Origin of the sequence: Psychrobacillus sp. FSL K6-1464, from assembly GCF_038003145.1 — a bacterium.
GTDB classification, from domain to species: domain Bacteria; phylum Bacillota; class Bacilli; order Bacillales_A; family Planococcaceae; genus Psychrobacillus; species Psychrobacillus psychrotolerans.
The window spans coordinates 218,471-237,414 of record NZ_JBBOOP010000002.1; the positions used below are offsets into that span (position 1 = coordinate 218,471).

The 18,944-nt window shown below is 36.2% G+C and carries 20 protein-coding genes; 6 read left to right on the top strand and 14 right to left on the bottom strand.

Annotated elements, in window-relative coordinates:
• Positions 1–17: 17 nt before the first annotated feature.
• The 7 genes from MKX39_RS21035 to MKX39_RS21065 all read right to left on the bottom strand — a co-directional run bounded on the left by MKX39_RS21035 (position 18) and on the right by MKX39_RS21065 (position 5,537).
• Positions 18–902: a prohibitin family protein gene (locus tag MKX39_RS21035; RefSeq protein ID WP_340765176.1), complete on the bottom strand. Its 885-nt coding sequence runs from the start codon at positions 900–902 to the stop codon at positions 18–20.
• A complete protein-coding gene (locus MKX39_RS21040) occupies positions 899–1,087 on the bottom strand; it encodes a hypothetical protein (RefSeq protein ID WP_340771810.1) in 189 nt (62 codons plus the stop codon). The genes MKX39_RS21035 and MKX39_RS21040 overlap by 4 nt, the downstream gene beginning before the upstream one ends.
• Positions 1,088–1,289: 202 nt before the next feature.
• Positions 1,290–1,787 carry a single-stranded DNA-binding protein gene (locus MKX39_RS21045; protein ID WP_340765179.1) on the bottom strand — a complete coding sequence of 166 codons (498 nt, stop codon included), beginning with the start codon at positions 1,785–1,787 and terminating at the stop codon, positions 1,290–1,292.
• Positions 1,788–1,925: 138 nt separating this feature from the next.
• Complete coding sequence (locus MKX39_RS21050; RefSeq protein ID WP_340771813.1) at positions 1,926–2,729, bottom strand: hypothetical protein; 804 nt, start codon at positions 2,727–2,729, stop codon at positions 1,926–1,928.
• 33 nt (positions 2,730–2,762) lie between these two features.
• Entirely contained in the window at positions 2,763–4,196 is a 1,434-nt protein-coding gene (locus MKX39_RS21055) for a hypothetical protein (RefSeq protein WP_340765182.1), read from the bottom strand.
• Positions 4,189–4,710, bottom strand: coding sequence for a crossover junction endodeoxyribonuclease RuvC (locus tag MKX39_RS21060; RefSeq protein ID WP_340771815.1), 522 nt, complete (start codon positions 4,708–4,710; stop codon positions 4,189–4,191). The genes MKX39_RS21055 and MKX39_RS21060 overlap by 8 nt, the downstream gene beginning before the upstream one ends.
• Positions 4,701–5,537 (bottom strand): hypothetical protein, encoded by an 837-nt coding sequence (locus MKX39_RS21065; protein WP_340765186.1) that lies wholly within the window; start codon positions 5,535–5,537, stop codon positions 4,701–4,703. Before MKX39_RS21065 ends, MKX39_RS21060 begins: the two co-directional genes overlap by 10 nt.
• A 166-nt stretch (positions 5,538–5,703) precedes the next feature.
• Here MKX39_RS21065 and MKX39_RS21070 point away from each other — a divergent pair, with 166 nt between their 5' ends.
• Entirely contained in the window at positions 5,704–6,102 is a 399-nt protein-coding gene (locus tag MKX39_RS21070; protein WP_340765188.1) for a type II toxin-antitoxin system PemK/MazF family toxin, read from the top strand.
• Positions 6,103–6,136: 34 nt separating this feature from the next.
• Here the strand turns inward: MKX39_RS21070 and MKX39_RS21075 are convergent, their stop codons facing one another.
• Positions 6,137–6,970 (bottom strand): endonuclease NucS domain-containing protein, encoded by an 834-nt coding sequence (locus MKX39_RS21075; protein WP_340771818.1) that lies wholly within the window; start codon positions 6,968–6,970, stop codon positions 6,137–6,139.
• A gap of 140 nt (positions 6,971–7,110) precedes the next feature.
• Here MKX39_RS21075 and MKX39_RS21080 point away from each other — a divergent pair, with 140 nt between their 5' ends.
• Together MKX39_RS21080 and MKX39_RS21085 are read left to right on the top strand one after the other, a co-directional pair.
• A complete protein-coding gene (locus MKX39_RS21080) occupies positions 7,111–7,734 on the top strand; it encodes a hypothetical protein (RefSeq protein WP_340765191.1) in 624 nt (207 codons plus the stop codon).
• A gap of 173 nt (positions 7,735–7,907) precedes the next feature.
• Positions 7,908–8,093: a hypothetical protein gene (locus MKX39_RS21085; RefSeq protein WP_340765193.1), complete on the top strand. Its 186-nt coding sequence runs from the start codon at positions 7,908–7,910 to the stop codon at positions 8,091–8,093.
• Between the two features lie 242 nt (positions 8,094–8,335).
• On the opposite strand, the gene MKX39_RS21090 is transcribed toward MKX39_RS21085, so the two are convergent.
• Both MKX39_RS21090 and MKX39_RS21095 read right to left on the bottom strand, forming a co-directional pair.
• Positions 8,336–9,154 carry a hypothetical protein gene (locus tag MKX39_RS21090; RefSeq protein WP_340771821.1) on the bottom strand — a complete coding sequence of 273 codons (819 nt, stop codon included), beginning with the start codon at positions 9,152–9,154 and terminating at the stop codon, positions 8,336–8,338.
• Positions 9,155–9,282: 128 nt separating this feature from the next.
• Positions 9,283–10,167, bottom strand: a complete 885-nt coding sequence (locus MKX39_RS21095) for a 3'-5' exonuclease (protein ID WP_340771825.1) — start codon at positions 10,165–10,167, stop codon at positions 9,283–9,285.
• A gap of 252 nt (positions 10,168–10,419) precedes the next feature.
• On the opposite strand from MKX39_RS21095, the gene MKX39_RS21100 reads away from it, so the two are divergent.
• The 3 genes from MKX39_RS21100 to MKX39_RS21110 all read left to right on the top strand — a co-directional run bounded on the left by MKX39_RS21100 (position 10,420) and on the right by MKX39_RS21110 (position 15,179).
• Positions 10,420–11,670: an MFS transporter gene (locus tag MKX39_RS21100; RefSeq protein WP_340765197.1), complete on the top strand. Its 1,251-nt coding sequence runs from the start codon at positions 10,420–10,422 to the stop codon at positions 11,668–11,670.
• 493 nt (positions 11,671–12,163) lie between these two features.
• Entirely contained in the window at positions 12,164–14,593 is a 2,430-nt protein-coding gene (locus MKX39_RS21105; protein WP_340771827.1) for a vitamin B12-dependent ribonucleotide reductase, read from the top strand.
• Between the two features lie 94 nt (positions 14,594–14,687).
• Positions 14,688–15,179, top strand: a complete 492-nt coding sequence (locus MKX39_RS21110; protein WP_340765200.1) for a dihydrofolate reductase — start codon at positions 14,688–14,690, stop codon at positions 15,177–15,179.
• A gap of 75 nt (positions 15,180–15,254) precedes the next feature.
• Here MKX39_RS21110 and MKX39_RS21115 read toward each other — a convergent pair whose 3' ends face one another.
• From MKX39_RS21115 to MKX39_RS21130, 4 genes are all read right to left on the bottom strand, one after another.
• Positions 15,255–15,917 (bottom strand): ABC transporter ATP-binding protein, encoded by a 663-nt coding sequence (locus MKX39_RS21115; protein WP_340765202.1) that lies wholly within the window; start codon positions 15,915–15,917, stop codon positions 15,255–15,257.
• A gap of 4 nt (positions 15,918–15,921) precedes the next feature.
• On the bottom strand, positions 15,922–17,202 hold the full coding sequence (locus MKX39_RS21120) for an ABC transporter ATP-binding protein (RefSeq protein ID WP_340771830.1): 1,281 nt from the start codon (positions 17,200–17,202) through the stop codon (positions 15,922–15,924).
• Positions 17,199–18,035, bottom strand: a complete 837-nt coding sequence (locus tag MKX39_RS21125; RefSeq protein ID WP_340771833.1) for a hypothetical protein — start codon at positions 18,033–18,035, stop codon at positions 17,199–17,201. The genes MKX39_RS21120 and MKX39_RS21125 overlap by 4 nt, the downstream gene beginning before the upstream one ends.
• A 159-nt stretch (positions 18,036–18,194) precedes the next feature.
• Positions 18,195–18,617: a hypothetical protein gene (locus tag MKX39_RS21130; protein WP_340765207.1), complete on the bottom strand. Its 423-nt coding sequence runs from the start codon at positions 18,615–18,617 to the stop codon at positions 18,195–18,197.
• Between the last annotated feature and the right edge of the window lie 327 nt (positions 18,618–18,944).

Genomic DNA, 18,944 nt, shown 5'->3' on the forward strand with positions numbered 1-18,944 from the left:
GCTAAGTTTTCTTTATTCTATTTTGCTTCTTCTTTTTCTTTCACTTCTACCAATGGTGTTGTTCCACTGATAGTGATCCAACCGTGTTTCTGACGAGCTTTGATTTCCTCTAATTTCAGGACGTTTTCAGTTAAAGAAGCATTTAAGGTTCTGTTTGCCTCTGCTTCCCCTTGAGCACGAATTTTAGCTGATTCGGCTTCTCCACGAGCTCGCTCAATTTCAGCATCCGCTACTCCTGTTGATTCAATCTTTTGTTTTGCTGCATTAGCTGTTGCAATATCTTTCTCTAAGTTCAATCGTTCTAATTCTTGTGCTTTCTGAACGCGAGCATCAATTGCAGCTTGTGTATCTTTGTCCACTTCTGGATTTCCAAGTGTTACATCTGCGATGATAAATCCTAAACCTTCCGAACTATCAGCCATTGATTCTGCAACTTTTGCAGAAGCTTCAGTTGTTTTAGTGCCGAATATGTCCAATACGCTGTAAGTCGAAACGACCGAACGTGATGCCTTGAATAGTTTTTGGTATAAATAACCTTCTTGGATTTGCTCGATGTCTTGACTACCTAACTCTTGAAAGATTTCTAACACTTTCGATTTATCTACTTTCATTTCATAACGTGCAGGCATAGTGATTTTTTTACCATCATTAGTCGTTACGCTGATTGCTGTTTCTACAATTGTTATACGTGTTGGGTATTCTTGTGTTTTTTCTAACGGCTTAATTAAATGCCAACCTGGATTCAGCACTTCTTTTGCTCCGCCTGCTGGCGAATAAACAACTGCTACTTTTCCTTCTGGCACTCGTTCAACGAACGTAAATAACCCAACAATTACAACCATAACTGTGATAAATAAACCAACCAACCATAATATACCTTTAATACTCAAACCTTTACTCATTTCTTTTCCCCCTTAGTTAATTCATCATCTTCTTCATCTTCTTCATCTTCAGTGTTGCCCGTTACGGCATCTTCAATAAATTCGCCAGCTTGCTTTCCTAGCCTTCTCATATCTTTTATTGCAAAAATTAAGCAACCTGTAACGACCAGGGCTAACAAAACCAACACAATCACCAATCTGACCATTTTCCAAGCACCCTCCTATAAAGTAAATCACTTTGCTTGCTACCCCTTACATCTACTATAGTATACATTATATCATTTTAGTTGTCAACACTTCATGAAACATATATATCCACTAAAAAAATACTCCTACAGGTGTGTTCTCCGCTTCATTTTCTTTTCAACCAAAAAAAAAGAGAGAGGGAATCCCTCTCCTTCAGGTTTCTTAGAACGGCAGATCATCATCAGAGACTTCGATTGGGCCAGAATGTCCAGCTCCAACAAGTTCTTTCGCTTCAGATGGTGCACTTGAGTTAGTTGTTGAAGTTGATGAAGTGGTTGGTTTAGAACCTTCTTTATAACCTTTAACATTAAACTTCTCAATTACTAAAGTTTCGGCTGTGCGTTTCTCGCCTTGAACTTCGAAATGTTCTGTTTTAATGCGTGCAGCTACTTCAACTTCTTGACCTTTAAACGTTAAGTTTTTCATCAACTCAGCTGTTTTCTCCCAAGCTTCGATGCCATAGAATGAAGCATCCTTATTCTGTCCGTTGTAGAAAGCAATCGCAAAGCGATGGCCTTTCTGTGACGACAATACCTTTTTACCTGTTCCTGTTTCGCGTAATTCTGGTGGATCATTTGTTAAACGACCCGTACCGAATAACATTAAAACTTCTGTTTTTGTTCCTTTGATTTCTTGAATAGTGTTTACGATTGTATGCATATTGCATACCTCCCTTTATATGATTGTTGTCGAGCGTGGACAACTCCTTTTTTACTCAACACGCAGTATTATATGGGACTTAGAAAATTATATTCCATTTATAGAGTTTAGAATGTCGAACCATAAAAAAACCCGCTATTATGCGGGCGAGTCAATCTCTTCTATAGGACGAACAACCTCTCGAAGAACAGCGAAAACATTTTCAAACAGTTTTTCCTCTATCTCTGGTTTTAATAAGGTGAACACGTAAACTTCTACTTCCTCATCCATCTTTTCGCTTTTCTCTTCGACAGACATATCCTTCCATTCCGGAGCCATCAACCAAGATAACGTCCGTTTAATCAATAATTCATTAATGATTTCGTACTTTAGGTTGTTACTATCAATATTCGGCTTCAAGAAAGGCTCAATTTCCGATGTTTCCATTTTCTCAACTGGCAAGACCTTTTTTAACCCTTTCAATCCCACCTTCATCGACCCCAGTATACTCTCTGACACACCTCCGTCGTCCGCCATACTTGCATCTGTCTCAAAAGCATGTTGATAGCTCATTCTTGGCATAAAAGGGATATTGAAAGATGATCTTAGTAATCCTGATATGTTGTTCACTTCATAACAAATAGATACTTCATCTGTTGGAACATCATTAAGCATACGCTGTATAATATTTTGAGCTAATTGTGCCTTATCCTGCTTGGCAAAAGCTAGCATAGTTAAAAGATGATAGGCCCACCACTCATTTTCTCTTGTTTGTAACCAATGCGGATAATCCTCAGCCTCTTCTTTAAACCATTCATAAACTTTCTTCTTCTCACTGAATGGTTCGTGCGACCAAGTAAATGCGTATGCCTCAAGGAAAACCTGTAGCAAATCTTTCCCTTTAGGTATCTTGCTTCCGTGTATCAAGTAAATTCTACTTCTCCATGCTGCATGCATAGCCATTGCATTCGTTGTCTCCATATAATCAGGAACAGATTACTCTGCTCCCTCACCCCCTTCGAATTGTTTAGACAAGATTAGATAATCTTGTTCAGGAAACGCATATACTGCTAGTTTTTCTTTCTTCGCTAGGTCATAGACTTCGAGTTTGTCTTGATTTTTTGTAAACAAACGATGCCTCTCGACAGAGCCATTTGTAAAGAAGCGGTTAGATGTATCTGCATCAATCTTGTCGATGTTCATTTTTTCTTTGTGTATCTCCACGATTTGCGGTTCTTTAATTTCTTTACCTAATGGATCTAACGATTCCCATATTCTACTCACGATTAATTGTTGTTCGTTTCCAAACGACACGATAGAGGTACTGTCGCCTTCTAACTCTAATAATTTAACCGCGTATAGTGTTTCCGGCTCTATTTTGAATAGTAATGAATTGTCGGAATTGCTACCAAAAATGTTAAGAGCATAAACATGTTCATCTAAAACTATCATTTCTTTTAATTGTTCCCCGATGTGTGCATAGATATGGTGTGCGTCTTCCATAGAAATACTTCCCACTTCTTTGTCGAAAGCATATAATACATGTTTGCCGGCCACTACTATCTTCTCTGGCTCGCCATGTAAAACGATATCCGTCACACTATCCTCTTTCACCATCTTGGCTTTTTTGTCTTCATAAATAAAGAGATATCCAGCATCTCCTTTCACAAACTGTTTCGCGTTACCGAGATCTTTCATATCAATTGGTTTCACGTCCAATTTGTGCTCTTGGGAAGTCACTAAGTAGACCTTTTCATCAATATCTGAATATGCAAATAGGTTTTCTGATTGCATATCTTTATAGAAAATGTAATGATCTTCTTTTTTCTTAATGGTGATTTGTTCGATTACTTCTTCATATACAATTTCTTCGACTTCTTCAATAATTTCAATGCCAATATCTTTTTCATCTACATAAGCATCCTTCTCCTTCAAGAAAATGAATTCTTCTCCCGGATAAATTGGATGCATCGCATACCCATTATTCAGATCGCGTACATGTCGAAGCATGACAATCGTGTTTCGTTTAGGAGTTAATTTGGTTTGAATGTTCCACGCATTATCATGGTTTACAATCGTAACTCGTATTTTTTCAAACTCTTTATAGCTATTATCTACACTTGTTTTAGGAACAGACTTTTCAGTAGTTTCTACCACTTTCTTTACTGTCTTTTCTTCTACTACTACCTCTTTTTCTACGCTAAGTGATTTAAGGTCAAAACGATCTTTTACCTTTCCGTCCCATGCATCATACAGTGTAAGTTTTCCATCATCTGAATAACCAACAATTTCTTGGCGAGGCTCTTTCTCCACCTCTTCCTCTATTGTTTTATCTTTTTCCTTATTGGAAAACAAGTATATAAAGCTGATAACAAGGATAAATACGAGCAGGATGAAAGCTATCCCGATAAATCTTGTTCTTTTAGTCATTTTTTTCTTCCCTCTCTTCTCTATATTTTTTTTCTAGATGAACGGCTATCGCAACTGCATCTAGTTCATGTTTAGAAAATCTCTTTTTGTTAATCAAGGATGACAAAACTTCCTTCAACTCCTGCTGCGTAGCTTTACCTTTCCCTGTTACCGTTTTACGAATGGAACCAGGAATATACTCTTTATAATCAATCCCTTGCTTCGCAGCTAGTACACACAATGCACCGGAAACAAGATTAACAGTCATCATAGAAGCAGATTCATTTCCACCTGATTTTCTGGGAGGACTGAACATTAATAATTCGCCACCCATAATAATCGGTTTGTAAATAGAGCAGTATTCCTCTAACAAGCAGAAGATGGTGTAAACTCGTGTATGAGAAGGCGTTTTTGCTGGTGTCTTTATCGTTCCGCTACTAAGTAGATGCAATCCATTCTTTGTTGCCTGAATAAAAGCATATCCACAATTAGCAATTCCTTGATCTACTCCTAAGAACACTTGATTTACTTGCACAATGGACATCCCTTACATGGAACCATTGCATACTCATCTATCTCCATCTCTACCATTAATTGATCAAATATTTTTTTGCGTTTTGGATTTTGGCGGTGAAGAACTATACTCGCTACATCAAAAATATGCATAGCTAGTGGTAAAAAGTAAATTGGATCATTTGTATCTAAATCCTCGTCGATTTTCATTACTGTATATAGTTCTGGTATTACACCATGCAACCAATCTTTCCCTATTACAGTTAGTTGTCCTTTATACTCCCCTAATAGCATGTGTTTCTTGTCTTTTTCGATTAAGTGGAAACGTTCAAAGTTCGGTGCATTTTCCAGTTTTTCCAATTCAGACTTATACACGCTGACAATATCACTTATTTCGGAAGTATAGGACATTTCTTCTTCCAGTGGATAGGACGATTCGTTGTTTGTGGTTAAATGTTCAATATATACACTTGCATCTTGACGTATCCCTGGCAAAAGGAAAGTTTCAAATGACTCTATTTGTATTCTTTCATTTACCTGTAGATACCGATGAACCTGGTGTCTTACTAAGCGAGAAAAGTAATAGTCCTGAAAGTATCCTACACCGTATTCATTCACCCACTCCACTGTTTCTGACGGTTCTTTATCCTTCATTTTTTCCAACAGAACATCTTCTAATATTGACATAGTAATAGTTGAAGACACTATATCAACTAACATCTCAAAACCTACTGCACTTTTAGCTTCGCACTCCCATATGTAGCCGTCCCTGAACGTAAAGTTAATTTCAGGCTTATCAATGCCCAGACCTATTTTTAAAGCACCTTTATTGCTAGTAATTGCGTACATAAAATCCCCCTCATATTGACAACCATATTTACCTATTGTATACTGTAGTACATAAAGTTATAAGGCGAATCAAGTCGAACTGAAACGTACGTGTTTACACAAGTGGTAAAAATACTTCCGATTGCATATATTGCTACGTGTTCATTTCAAAAAAGGAGGAAATCATATGGATGATTTCAAATTAATAAGGGGTCATGTCTATCTTGCGGAATTAGAAGCAGGCAAGGGAAGTAAACAAAGAGGAACGCGACCAGTGGTCATCATTCAAAATAATTTAGGCAATCATTTTGCACCAATTACGATTGTTGCGGCTATTACATCGAAAAAGAAAGACAAAAACTTACCTACACATATGCAAGTACTAAAAGGAACAGCCAATCTGTTAGAAGATTCCACCGTTTTGTTTGAACAAATACAAACGATATCAAAGGAATGCTTACGTAAGAAAATTGGAGAATTACCCGTACATCTTCACAACGATATGAATGAAAAGATCAAGATATCGTTGGGTATTATTGAGTTCGACACCTATAACGGTAGTAATTCAGCCAAAAGACACGCCTAAAATATAGTAATTTATAAAAAAATAAAACAAGCAATTATCCATTAAGGATTTTTTGCTTGTTTTTTTTTGGTACCAGATGCAAGGTTGGGAAATTGCGTATGTGAAATATTTCTGTCCCTTTTTCCTTCAATTCTTCTTCCAGAGATTTTTGCATCTGTGGTGAAACTACGATCATGCGTAGTTCTTTCCTTTTACCATATTTATCTTGGTACAATCGTGGATAGTTACCAGCCTGCCATAAAACATCTTTATCCTCTTCTACTTTCACTTCGCACAAAACAGTAGCCCCTCTGATGTCTTTACCAACCAGATCAATTCTTCCTTTATGAACCTCTACTTGGCGTGCCGTGAATACTAATCCTTCCTCAATTAAAGATGGTTCCTTATATAGAATCATTTCTAGTGTTTCTTCTCGCATTTTTTCGTATTTCTCTATAATAATCCCGTTTTGAAGAATAGTAGTTTCCCATTCGCAAGGATCTCGTTCTGGAACAAACAAAACACGATACGCAGTTAATCGAAAATAACAACGAAGGTCTTTATGAGGAAGTTTTTCTCTACTTTGGAGGGAATTGAAATCGTAGCGTCTTTTTATCGATTCTGATAGTCGTATTATTTTATCCCACTTACTCGCTACTTCGTTTTTCCAATAAGGTATTCGTAACGGAACCATTTGTATTGATGAATGGTACATCCCCATCGCTTCGTATATATCATCAGGAAACTCTTCCTGTTTTAGAAATCCTAAAATAGACAAGTCGTCCACTTTTTGAAATGGTCGAGTGTCGTGAGCAATAGCATAACGAATAAATAGTTCACAAAGAGCTTCTTCTTCTTTATCTCTTTGATAAAAAGACTCTAGACTCATCTTAATATCCCCCTTCTTTATGCCTGTTGTATGCAGTTCAAAGGAGAAATAATAGTATCTATTTGTTGAACTACATCGAATGATTCAAAAGCAAGGCAACTGCATATAATAAGCGATTTCAAATATAAGGAGGAGATTCCATGGCGAATCAAGTAGCAGAAAAAAATTATGTAGATCATCAAATCATCAGATTTGACGGTAAAGACTCATTCGTAGAAATTTTAAAAGGGACATTTAGTATTGATAAAGTAGCACTAGGTTTTGTCACATATGACAACAAAGCAGCTGCCGGCAATAAAAAGAAAGATGAAATCACTGTGTTCATTTCTCTTCCAGAATTCTTGCAGTTAGCACAAGATATGAAGTCTGGCCGTCTTTCTCACTTAGCAAAAACAGCACTTGCCGATATGGAAAAGGGTGGGTATTCTTATGCTAAACCTATCTTTACACTTTTAGGGGGGGTTGGTGTGAAGAAACTCGCACAGCAAGGTAAAACGCGTCCAGATGGAAAAGCTCTCTCTCGCCAGTTTAAAATTACTCCAGGTAGCAAATCACCTTGGATGTTATCTGCAGAGATTGGACCTGGGGAAGAAACTGACAAAGGTTTGATTGCACCAAAATATGTAAATGGAAGACCGGAGAAGATTATTCGTATTCCTTTATCCGATGAACATTTCAAACAGTTATTCTTAATTACGGAAAAGTACATTGAAGGTTATATTACAGCTAAACTCATGATGGAAATGCAAAACGCTGCAAAATAAGTTAAAAAAGAGAGGATGCTAAAAATGCGTCCTCTTTTTTTATAGGTAAGGGTTTTCTGCAATAAAATAACGAGTATTTACAGAAATGCGAATTGTTTTTTTTGTAACATAAAAAAATGTACATATATATGTATAGTAGAATAGTGCAATATGACAAAAAAGGAGGTCTTGAGATGAAAAACAACAGAAAAAAAATCATTTTGTTCTTTAGTTTTTACAGCTTATCTCAGCTATGTCTACTAGTACTTTATTACTGTGGAGTAAATAGTTATATCATGGGAACATATACTATTGCGACATTTATTGTCTTATCAACTGCATTTGTAAAAGTCTTCACACAAACAGAAATCAATAAGTAGTTAGACATATAACAAACCGAATATTCTGACATAGTGAACCAATAACCTATATCCCGACACGCTGTAGATTATTCCCGGTTAACTACTAAATGCCTTAACGACGACGTGCTTTATTTGGCTTACCGTTAAAGACCCTCTTTAAAACAAAAAAAACAGATAGAATTGGACTATTTTGCAGAATCCAGATGTATCCTCTTGGTCGAATCTTCTTGCGGCTATAAAGAACAAGAAAAACCACCCAATTAAAGGGTGGCTATGTTTTCAATATTCATCACTTCCCAGAGTTTTGGTGCATAGTCACCCTTGGCAAAAGGATGATGGCCAGTTGGCAAGACAAACTCCTTCGCTTTTAACGATAGATCTTCGGGTGAATATCCTCCTAAGAGCGTTTGAGCGTTAAGGTATACATCCTTCAGCTTTAACAGGCTTAGGAAACACAGTTCTCCCTCTTCATGATATCCAGCCAACGTTGGTGTCCAAGGGTGCCTTCTTTCTCCACGCAAGCAAGACAAATAAAACAACACGAGGTCTGTTTCAACAATCTGCGATTTCCAAACATTCAAGGATCGTTCCAAAATCAGTTGAGCCGCTGTGACTCTTCTCGATTCTTCCTGTTTATTTTCCAAGCTATAGCAAGGAAGTCCAAAATGGACAAAACTGACGTCTATCCTTTTTCTCGAGCCTTTGTTATAACTCCTTTTCTCAGATAAGATTCCATCCAATAAATGATACTGCCTTGCTCGGAGCAGAATAGCTGCAGCATGCAAAAACAACTCTCTTAACAAGAAGTTGTAATGTTCTTGTTCCCAATTATACGGTGAGGTTTTGATTTGCAGGTTATGGAAGAAATCGTTCAACTTCTGAATAGTTGCTGGGTTTTTTTCAATGACCATTTCAATTAAACAATCATGAAACTTTTGGACAAACTCCTCTGAGTCTAGTATTCTTTGGTATACAATTTCTCCTGGAAACTCAGGTCTTATTGATGTTTGTTTGTATTGAATTTGATCGAAGAATTTCTTCTCCAACCTTTCAAATGCTTTCATGGTTGGTGTTTGCATTTTCTTCTCCTTTCATTTGATAAGGTATTCTACGTAAGAAGTAGTTACTTTAATCCCAGTTAAAGAGAGCACGTCCTCGATTCATGACAAAAAAAGAACGCCACTAATGGCGTCCTTCTGGAAATATATTAACTTGCCACAGATCGCTGACCTCGGAAAGTTAACAATTCGTCTCGAGATTTTTTTCGTATGAAATCAATGGTGCGAATTTCTACCTCTTGAAAATCAATATTACCTTCGACATCTTTTGAAAACCAATGATCTTTCTGTAAATCTAAGAACACAGTTCCAATATCTAACTGTACGTAAATACGATTCATCGTATTCTTTCCAACCTTTTTCTCCCAATAGGAAACGCGACTCACTTTAAAGGATTGCATTTCTTTACTAGGTTCGTTTCCAAACAAGTCCATTTGGCTATAAACCGAATGTAATTCTTCTTTTTCGCTCGACAACTCTTCTTTCATAAGAAGAAATGCTTTCGCTAATGCTACGGCATCGTCAATTGCTCTGTGATGATTTTCGATTTCTACGTCGTAATATCCACAAAGAGTGGACAACTTGCCGTTTGCCAATTCTAAATAAGCATTAGCCACTACTTTTGTGCAAACAACTAATTGACTTGAAGCAATCCCTAATTTTTGAAGACTTGGCTTCAAAAAGCGATCCCAGTCGAACATAGCATTGTGTGCAACGAACGGAAGGCCTTCCATCCATTCATAAAACCCTGGCAATACTTCAGATTCTAACGGTTTGCCTACCAACATTTCATTTGTAATCCCCGTAAGTTCGATAATCTTTGCATAAATCTTCTGCTCTGGATAGATGAATTGTTGATATCTATCTACTATTTTCCCTTTTTTAATTTTCACGGCACCAATCTCTATTATTCTAGCCCCTTTATCTGGTGACAAGCCCGTCGTTTCAAAATCAGCAATGATAAAATCCTCCATACTCAACATTATTCCCAGCATTACTTCCTTTTTATCTACCTTATTCACATTTGCAACCATAAGGTCACCTCCATTTGTTTTTTGATTAGTGTATCTTATGCATCTCTCGTCGTTTTATAAAGCTTTTAGAAAAGTTGTTTGGAATATTATAGAAATAATAAGAGGGCAACCCCATTGTTAAAACTGTTTTAGTAGTATGTTGAACGATGTTTGACAAATGGCATATCACATTCTACCTATACATAAGATAGGAAAAACTGAAAAGTTTGAGAGTTCTATGCTCTCAATTCTTTCTTATGGAGGGTAAAAGATATGAAGTTCAAGGAATTACACAAAGGGGTCCGTTTACGTATTGTTCAAAGTTTTTTTACACAGTTCCTTACCTATGCAATGATTATGATGACGCCTCTCTATATTAATCTTCACTTCGGATTAAAGGCGGCTGGGTTTATCCCAATGATTGGGATTGCATTAGGATTTCTCGCTAGTATCTATAGTGGATACGCAGCAGACAAGTTCGGAAGGAAACGAGTCATGCTGATTGTTGAATCTGTTCAAATAAGTTCATTTCTTGTGATTGTTCTGGCCAATTCCGTGATTTGGTTCTCACCTGGGGTTACCAGTTTAATGATGGCCTTAAACATGGTTGCCATTGCCGCTTATCGACCTGCTGCATCCGGAATGATACTAGACCTCACCGATCAACATTCTCGAAAGTTTGCTTTAATGTACCTTTATTGGGTTAGCAATCTTGCAGTCGGTATTGGAAGTTTACTAGGAGCTAGTCTTTACAAGGACCATTTCGCTATCGTTTCGTTGACTTTACTCTCTATGTCGATTGTGTCTATTCTGATTGTTTTCTTTTTCATCCCAGAGACGCGTCTTTCATCAGAAGAGAAGCCACAAACTGCCTTAGAATCTTTTAAGGAGCTAGGAACAGGCTATAAGATTATTATGAAAGACAAGTTGTTCCGTTTTTATATGATTGGAATGATTTTTTTCATTTTCATGGAAAGCCAAACGACAAATTATGTCAATGTTCGACTAGTAGAAACCTTCCCAAGCATCAACTTTCATTCTTATGAGATTACGGGAGGAAATGTCTCAGGGCTACTGTTATTAGTTAACACTCTACTTGTATTGTGTTTAATTGGAGTCTCCACCTATGTATTAAAGCATGCTACAGAAAAACAGATCCTGCGATATGGTCTAGGGATATTTTTAATTGGGGTTATTGGAATTGTTCATTTTGACTCGTTACTACCTCTTATTCTAAGCATGATGATATTGACAATAGGAGAAGTATTAACATGGCCTTTACTCGATTCATATGTAGGAGATATTGCAGATGAAAATCTGAAAAGTTCATACTTGGCTGCTTATAACACTACAGCAGATATCGGTCTTATTCTTGCCTCTTTCTGTATTGTGCTCATGGATTATTTCTCAAAATCAACCATGACTTTCTTCTTCGTTGTGATTGCATTGCTCACCTATTTATTCATGCAAAAGTTAGGCAAAATGATGGAAGATGTACGACTTAAAAAAGACGTCAACATATAGGATTTTCATTATAAGAGTCAAAAACATGTCGAACCACTCATGTTAACAGAATATTTTATGTTGTATAAGAATACAATGTATTAATCATTAGATATGGAGGTGACACACATGGAAGCAGCTCGCGAAATGGAAAAAGCAAGAGGTACAGAAGCAGCACGATAACCTCCAAAGACTTGTATACAGCATAGCTGTTGCAGGTCTTTTTTGTTTGTTCATACATAACTGACACCAATATTATCTCTTTTTTTTTGAAAGAGTCATTAATGTCGGGAAATCAAACCTTACTCCCCTGCATAGAATAGTGCGAGCATGAAAAGAAAGGAGAATTGCCCAATAGGCAATCATTCGACTGGCTGTAAAACTAGACACGGGTAGCATTACATTAAAAAGGAGATTGAGTTAGTGGATTTAGTGTCATAAGTAGGTCTGTTTTTGAATAGAACAGAACCTAGACGCAAAATCGTCTACTCAACACACGAGGAGGAAAAACATTATGTACACACAACAACACATCGAACAACTAAACAAGGATATCGAGAAATTCGATATGATTCATCCGATTACACCTGACATGAAATTACACCGTTCTGGTGTGAATCGTATGGTCATGTTAGATCGTTACAGTCAAAAGGATACAGCTTTAAAAACGCTGAAGTCCGGAGACTTAGTTGTATTAACCGTAAAGGAAGACCCGAAATTTCCAGGGCGTGGATTTGGGTATGTTCGTTCCCTCGACAAAAAAAATAAAGAGGCAGTTATTGAATTAGAAAGCGAATATGTAGAAGAAGGTAAAGAATCTACGATTATTCGTCCTATTAACAAAATCGAAAAACCTTTGGAGTTATACTATGAGCAAATCGCACTTCGAAATGCACGTGAACTATCAGAAGATGAGGTTGAACAAGAAGTATGGTTTAAAAAGTTCACTAATTTGATTGCAATGGAAAAGCTAGTACCTGCAGGTCGTGTTCTTTACGGGGCTGGTTCTGGTACAGATGTAACTTACTTCAATTGTTATGTACTACCAATGGTCAAGGATTCCCGTGGTGGAATTAATAATCATCGCAAAAAAGCAATGGAAATCATGAGTCGTGGTGGTGGCGTTGGAACAAATGGTTCGACTCTTAGACCTCGCAATACACTTGCAAGAGGAGTAAACGGAAAATCTAGCGGTTCTGTTTCTTGGCTAGATGACATTGCGAAATTAACACACCTTGTTTCACAGGGCGGTTCGCGAAGAGGGGCACAAATGATTTTATTATCAGATTGGCACCCAGACGTCATCGAATTCATTCTGTCTAAGATGCAAAATCCAGATATTCTACGCTACATCATGAAAGAGATTGACAATCCTTTCATTCAGGAAATGGCGAAAGAAAAATTAAGCTTCACGCCTTTAACTGATTCTGAAAAAGAAATCTATGAATTGACTATTCGTCATAATGTATCTGATGAATCTCGTAATACTGCTGAGAAATCACTTAAAGATGGCGGAACTTACAGTGTGAATGACCCAGAATTCTTATCAGGTGCAAATATCTCTATCGCTCTCACAAAAGAATTTATGGCTGCGGTGGAAAACGATGAGATGTATAGCCTTCGTTTCCCCGATGTAGAAAATTACACGAAACGCGAAATGAAATTCTACAACGAAAATTGGCATAATGTTGGAGACGTTAGAGAATGGGAGAAAATGGGCTATGCGGTGAAAGTCTACCGTGAAGTTCGAGCAAAAGATGTTTGGAATTTAATCAATATCTGTGCAACATATGCAGCAGAACCTGGTGTGTTCTTCATTGATAATGCAAACGATAAAACAAACGCAGCAGCATACGGGCAAAAAGTAGTCGCTACAAACCCTTGTGGGGAGCAGCCACTGGCACCTTATTCTGTTTGTAATTTAGCCGCAATTAACTTAAGTGTCTTCGCTAACTTTGGAGATAAAACATTTGATAAAGAAGGTTTGATTAAGACAGTTGCTGAATCGGTCAGATTGCAGGACAACGTAATAGACAAAAGTCCATATTTCTTGAAAGAAAATGAGGTTCAAGCTCTTGGAGAACGTCGGATTGGACTTGGAGTTATGGGTCTATCAGATTTACTAATCAAACTTGCAGCTAGGTACGGATCAGAAGATGGCTTAACTTTGACAAATGAGGTCTTTGAAACAATCGCTACAGCAGCCTACAGAGAGTCTATCGAACTAGCTAAAGAAAAAGGTTCTTTCTCCTTCTTGATTGGGGAGACAGAAGAAAAAACGATGGAGTTGCGTCATAAATTTATCAATACAGGATTTATGAAAGAAATGCCAGAAGATATTCGTATGGATGTCCTGGAGTTTGGTATTCGGAACTCACATTTACTGACTGTTGCACCAACAGGCTCAACTGGAACAATGATTGGGTGCTCTACGGGTCTAGAGCCGTACTACTCATTCAGTTATTATCGTTCTGGACGTTTAGGAGCAAATATCAAAGTCGATGCGAAAATCGTAGAAGACTACCTGAAGTATAACCCAGAACACGAAGGGGAACTTCCGGATTACTTTGTGTCAGCGATGGAGTTATCTCCTGAAGAGCATGTAAACACACAGTGTGCAATACAAAGATGGATTGATTCTTCTCTGTCGAAAACGGTAAATGCTCCAAAAGGATATACCGTAGAACAAGTACAAAAAGTATACGAAATGCTTCATAAAGGCGGAGCAAAAGGCGGTACGGTCTATGTCGATGGCAGTCGTTCGATGCAAGTTCTGTCCTTGATTGAAGATGATATCGCAGAGATAGCTGAAACAGCTGAAACAGTAGTGTATGGAACACAGGTTGGCAATACTTGTCCAATGTGCCGTGAAGGAAAAGTAATCGATTCCGGGGGATGTTCTACTTGCTCTAACTGTGGCTCGCAACTTAAATGTGATATATAAGAAAGTGCCCTCAGGGGCATTTTTTTAATACGAAAAACGAAACAAATACTTACCTAAAAAAAATATAGATAAACCACGAATAGGAGTGTTATATGTGAAGGTGTCCATTATTGTTGCAATGGATCAAAATCGAGTGATTGGTAAAAACAACGACATCCCTTGGAGAATTCCAAAAGATTGGGAATTCGTAAAACGAACCACAAAGAGACACCCCATCATTTTAGGTAGAAAAAACTTCGAATCGATTGGCCGAGTTTTGCCAGATAGAAGGAATATTATTTTAACGAAGAATTGCATGTTTTCCTTTCCTGGATGTGAAATAGCACACTCACGAGAAGAAGTACTTGAATTATGTAAGGATGAAAAAGAGATTTTTATCTTTGGGGGAGAACAAATATACGACATGTTCATGATGGATGTAGAGAAAATATATATGACAAAGATTCACCATGTGTTCGAAGGTGATACATTCTTTCCAGAAATAGATTTGAACGAATGGACCGAGATATCAGTGGAAAAAGGCATTCGAAATCACCAAAACCCATATGATTATTACTTCCATGTCTATGAAAGAAAAATTAAGTAAACAAAAAGTTAGAGAGTGCATTAGTCCCAGAAGGACTAGTGCACTCTCTTTATGTACAAAGAATAGGTAGAAATCCTATATTAATAATAATCCATCGTTTCTTAATTCATATACTAGATCACAACGGTCTGCGACTAGACTACTATGAGTGGCGATAATGATTGTGAGGCCTTGCTCTTTTAGTTTGTCAAAGTAGCTTAAAATTTTTAAAGTCGTTTCATCATCAAGCGATCCTGTCGGTTCATCAGCAACAATTAGTTCGGGGTTATTGATAAGAGAACGAATAATCCCCACTCTTTGAACTTCGCCTCCAGATAACAATTGAATCTTTTTCGGAAATAAGTGTTTGATTTCAAGTAATTCACCTAATTGATTGATTCTATCCATATCGAAATTTTCTTCTTTTTCATTCTTGAACCATAACGGAACACAAATATTTTCTAAGGCCGTTAATTTAGGTATCATTGGACTATGCTGTGAGATATATCCAACTGAACTACCTCTGAGTTTGGTCAACTCACTAAAACTACACTCATTCATATCTACGTTATTCAAGAATAATTCACCTGATGTTGGACGCTCTAACCCAGCAATTATATTTAATAGTGTACTTTTTCCAACTCCACTTTTACCTTTAATTGCTATAAGTCTACCTCCCTCAGCATGTAAATTTACATTTTCAAAGACCGGGACGCCCTTAAACTCTTTTTTTATATTCTCTAATAAAAGTCTGGTCATAGTATCATCCTTTCAAACTTTGAACTATATCTATAGTATGGAAAGTTTTTTTAACCATTATGTTTATTAGTAGTGTGGAAACTAATAAGAAAACAATGACCAAAAACAAGTAATTTGTAAGTAATAGTATGGATCCCTTAGTTATAAATAATAAGAACAAAACAGGGATGAAACATCCAATCACATTTGCAAATATAAATTCCCCTATTACTATTTTATAGATGTCTTTTAAACTTGCTCCGCTTATTAATAGTGCTAGGTAAGTGGAAATGCTTCGTTTAACTTTAAGATACATAACAAAAACAGAGATAATCATAATGATTAAGAATAAAACTACTAAAACAGAAATCAATACGCCCGTGTGTTGCTCTGTCATTTTTACTAATATATCGGTTGAAATAGTATTAGCACCAATAATAGTGAAGTCAGAGAAACCAGTTTTTGTTGAGATTTCGTTAATAGTTTTCTTTATTTCTAATGGAGAAGAATCAGTTACGATTTTCCCATTTGAATTGCTAAGCAGTATAGCTTTAAAGAAGAGTTCATTTTGTGAGTTGAAACTCTTTATAGCAGAAGGAGCTTCACTAAAATTTATTGCTGGAAGCACTATGTATCTATCTAATAATACCTCGGGTTCATTAGCTGCCAATACTTTTTGATTTGCATTCAAAAAACCGATAACTTCAGCCTTAAACTCCTTTTGGTAAAACAAGATATTAATTGTATCTCCTAATTTATATATATTTGATAAATCAGAGCCTAAAATAATTGGAATGATATTATCATGTAGTACATAATCTTCTTCTTTAAACATTTTTCCGGTTTTTAATTGAAGATTATTCAAATCAAACACCGTTTTATTAAACCTCATAGACTTGACCGTTCGATAAGAGGTATCACCAATATTAAAAGGCGGTTGATTGTTGCCAGATTCATAATAAGCATCATATTTTATATCACCTTTGAAATCTGCCACGCCTATCGGTTGCCAAACAGGATTGTAATATATATATTTCAGTTTCTCTTCTAGCTCTTTTGAAAAATTGTACAATTTGTCATAATTAGACGGAACTGAAAAGAAGGAGGTTTCTTTCTCATCGTACAATTCATCTGATATTTGGTATAAGTTTTTATCTTTAAAATTCTCCACGGTATTACTTTCGATCACCGTATAATCCATATTAATAACCAACACCATTAACAGACATGAAAATACTGTTGCGATTAAGATATTAAGGAGATTAAAGTATTTGTTTTGTTTAAATAGAGTCAATATAATTTTCAAAATTTCTTACCTCCTCTTTTCACTGTATAAGAAAAGACTTCTTTATAAAAAAACATAAGCAAAAATAAAATAAATCCAACAAACATATAAAGTGAGTTGAAGATCCAACTATTAGACCAAAGTGGGAATCCTTTTTCAATTACTAGGCAGGTAGTTATTAACAATGTGGATTGTAATAAATAAGGGATTATTTTGTATTTGAATACCATATTGAATACGGAATGAAAAGGATATCCGGATAAATAGAGTATGCCCATTAGTGCTTTCTCTCTGCTTATTAGAATATAACATATCAAGATGAATATAAGAGTCAGGAAAACTAGACTTACTAAACCTACCTTATTTACATAAGTATTAGAGTTTAAAGCATAGGAACCAAACACCTCATTATCAATGATGCTTATTGTATTATCATTTATAAGTTTGTTTAATATAGATTCTTCTGCATCGTTTGGAGCGACGATTTTAAAATATGTACCATTTTTTAGCACTAGTTCTACTTCATTTGATATAAGCCATGTTTCAGAGTTCAATATGTATGAGTTAGGCGTGTTGAATTGTCCTATTAGCGTGTAATCGACAGGCACACTACTATTAGCTTGATTTCCCATTATAGCGACATTCCCTTGATATTTATCAATATCAATAATATCTTCTGCTTCGTTGTACGGAGGAAGAACTACATCCCCATTTAACCAAACATATTTAACTTCAGGAAAATTAACGTCGTATTGAAATAGAATAAATTCATCATTAACTTTTGAAAATGGTGAATTTGCTTCTTCCATCGTGAAGGTGATTGCACTCTTATCCACAAATCCATTGTTGATCATATTGATGTAGTCTAAGTATGAAATTGTCCAAAAAACAAGAATGAAGAGTATATTAATAACAAGAAGATAGAGAGAAAACGCTATGTCTTGTTTATGCAGAATGCTTCTCATAATTTTAAAAGCAAAGAGATAATCCTAGGATTACCTCTTCTTGTCATATTAATTTCCATAATAAGTTTTAGCAGTTGCGAAATCTCCAGGATGCCAACCACTAGTTGCCAGTGTATAACCTACTCCCCATACTCGGCCACTATCGGCTTCTGCAGTACCAGTAACCCAAGTCTCATATCTAGCTCTCGAATAATGTTCTATACCTTTCCAAGTAGTTTCCCCATTAATACGTTCATAAATTTGTGATCCAGGTTTTTTATAATCATAAAAAGAAGAGTGTGAAGCTGCAGCAGCTAGTGCTGAAACTGTTCCTTTTTCACCAACAACAAAACTGTTATTTAATTCTGTTGCAGGATTTGTGAAATAGCCACCTTCTTCACTCCAACCACCAAGAACGTCAGCTGATGCTGGCACAGCACTAGCGGCAAAAATAGATAAAGCAATAACTGGTATTATTTTTTTAATGTTCATTACTTTTCCCTCTTTTCTAATTTAATTAATAATGTTTTTCGTATTCTTCCTTGTTGTTTCAATACTACTAGAACAATAGCACTTAATAAGATAAATTAATTCAGATAGCTCTTGTGCAACATTATACTAATTGTTCTGTCCGACAATTTCCCCTATTATTTTCATGAATTCCTCCCTATATCCTGACTTCTATTCCAATATATATCAATTTATATTTATAATATATAGGATGTTATGCAAGAATTGTATCTGTTATTTATAAGGAATAAATGTTTTACCTTTTCCTTTCCGTTAATAAAGTCGAATAGTACAAAAAAATACTAGTTT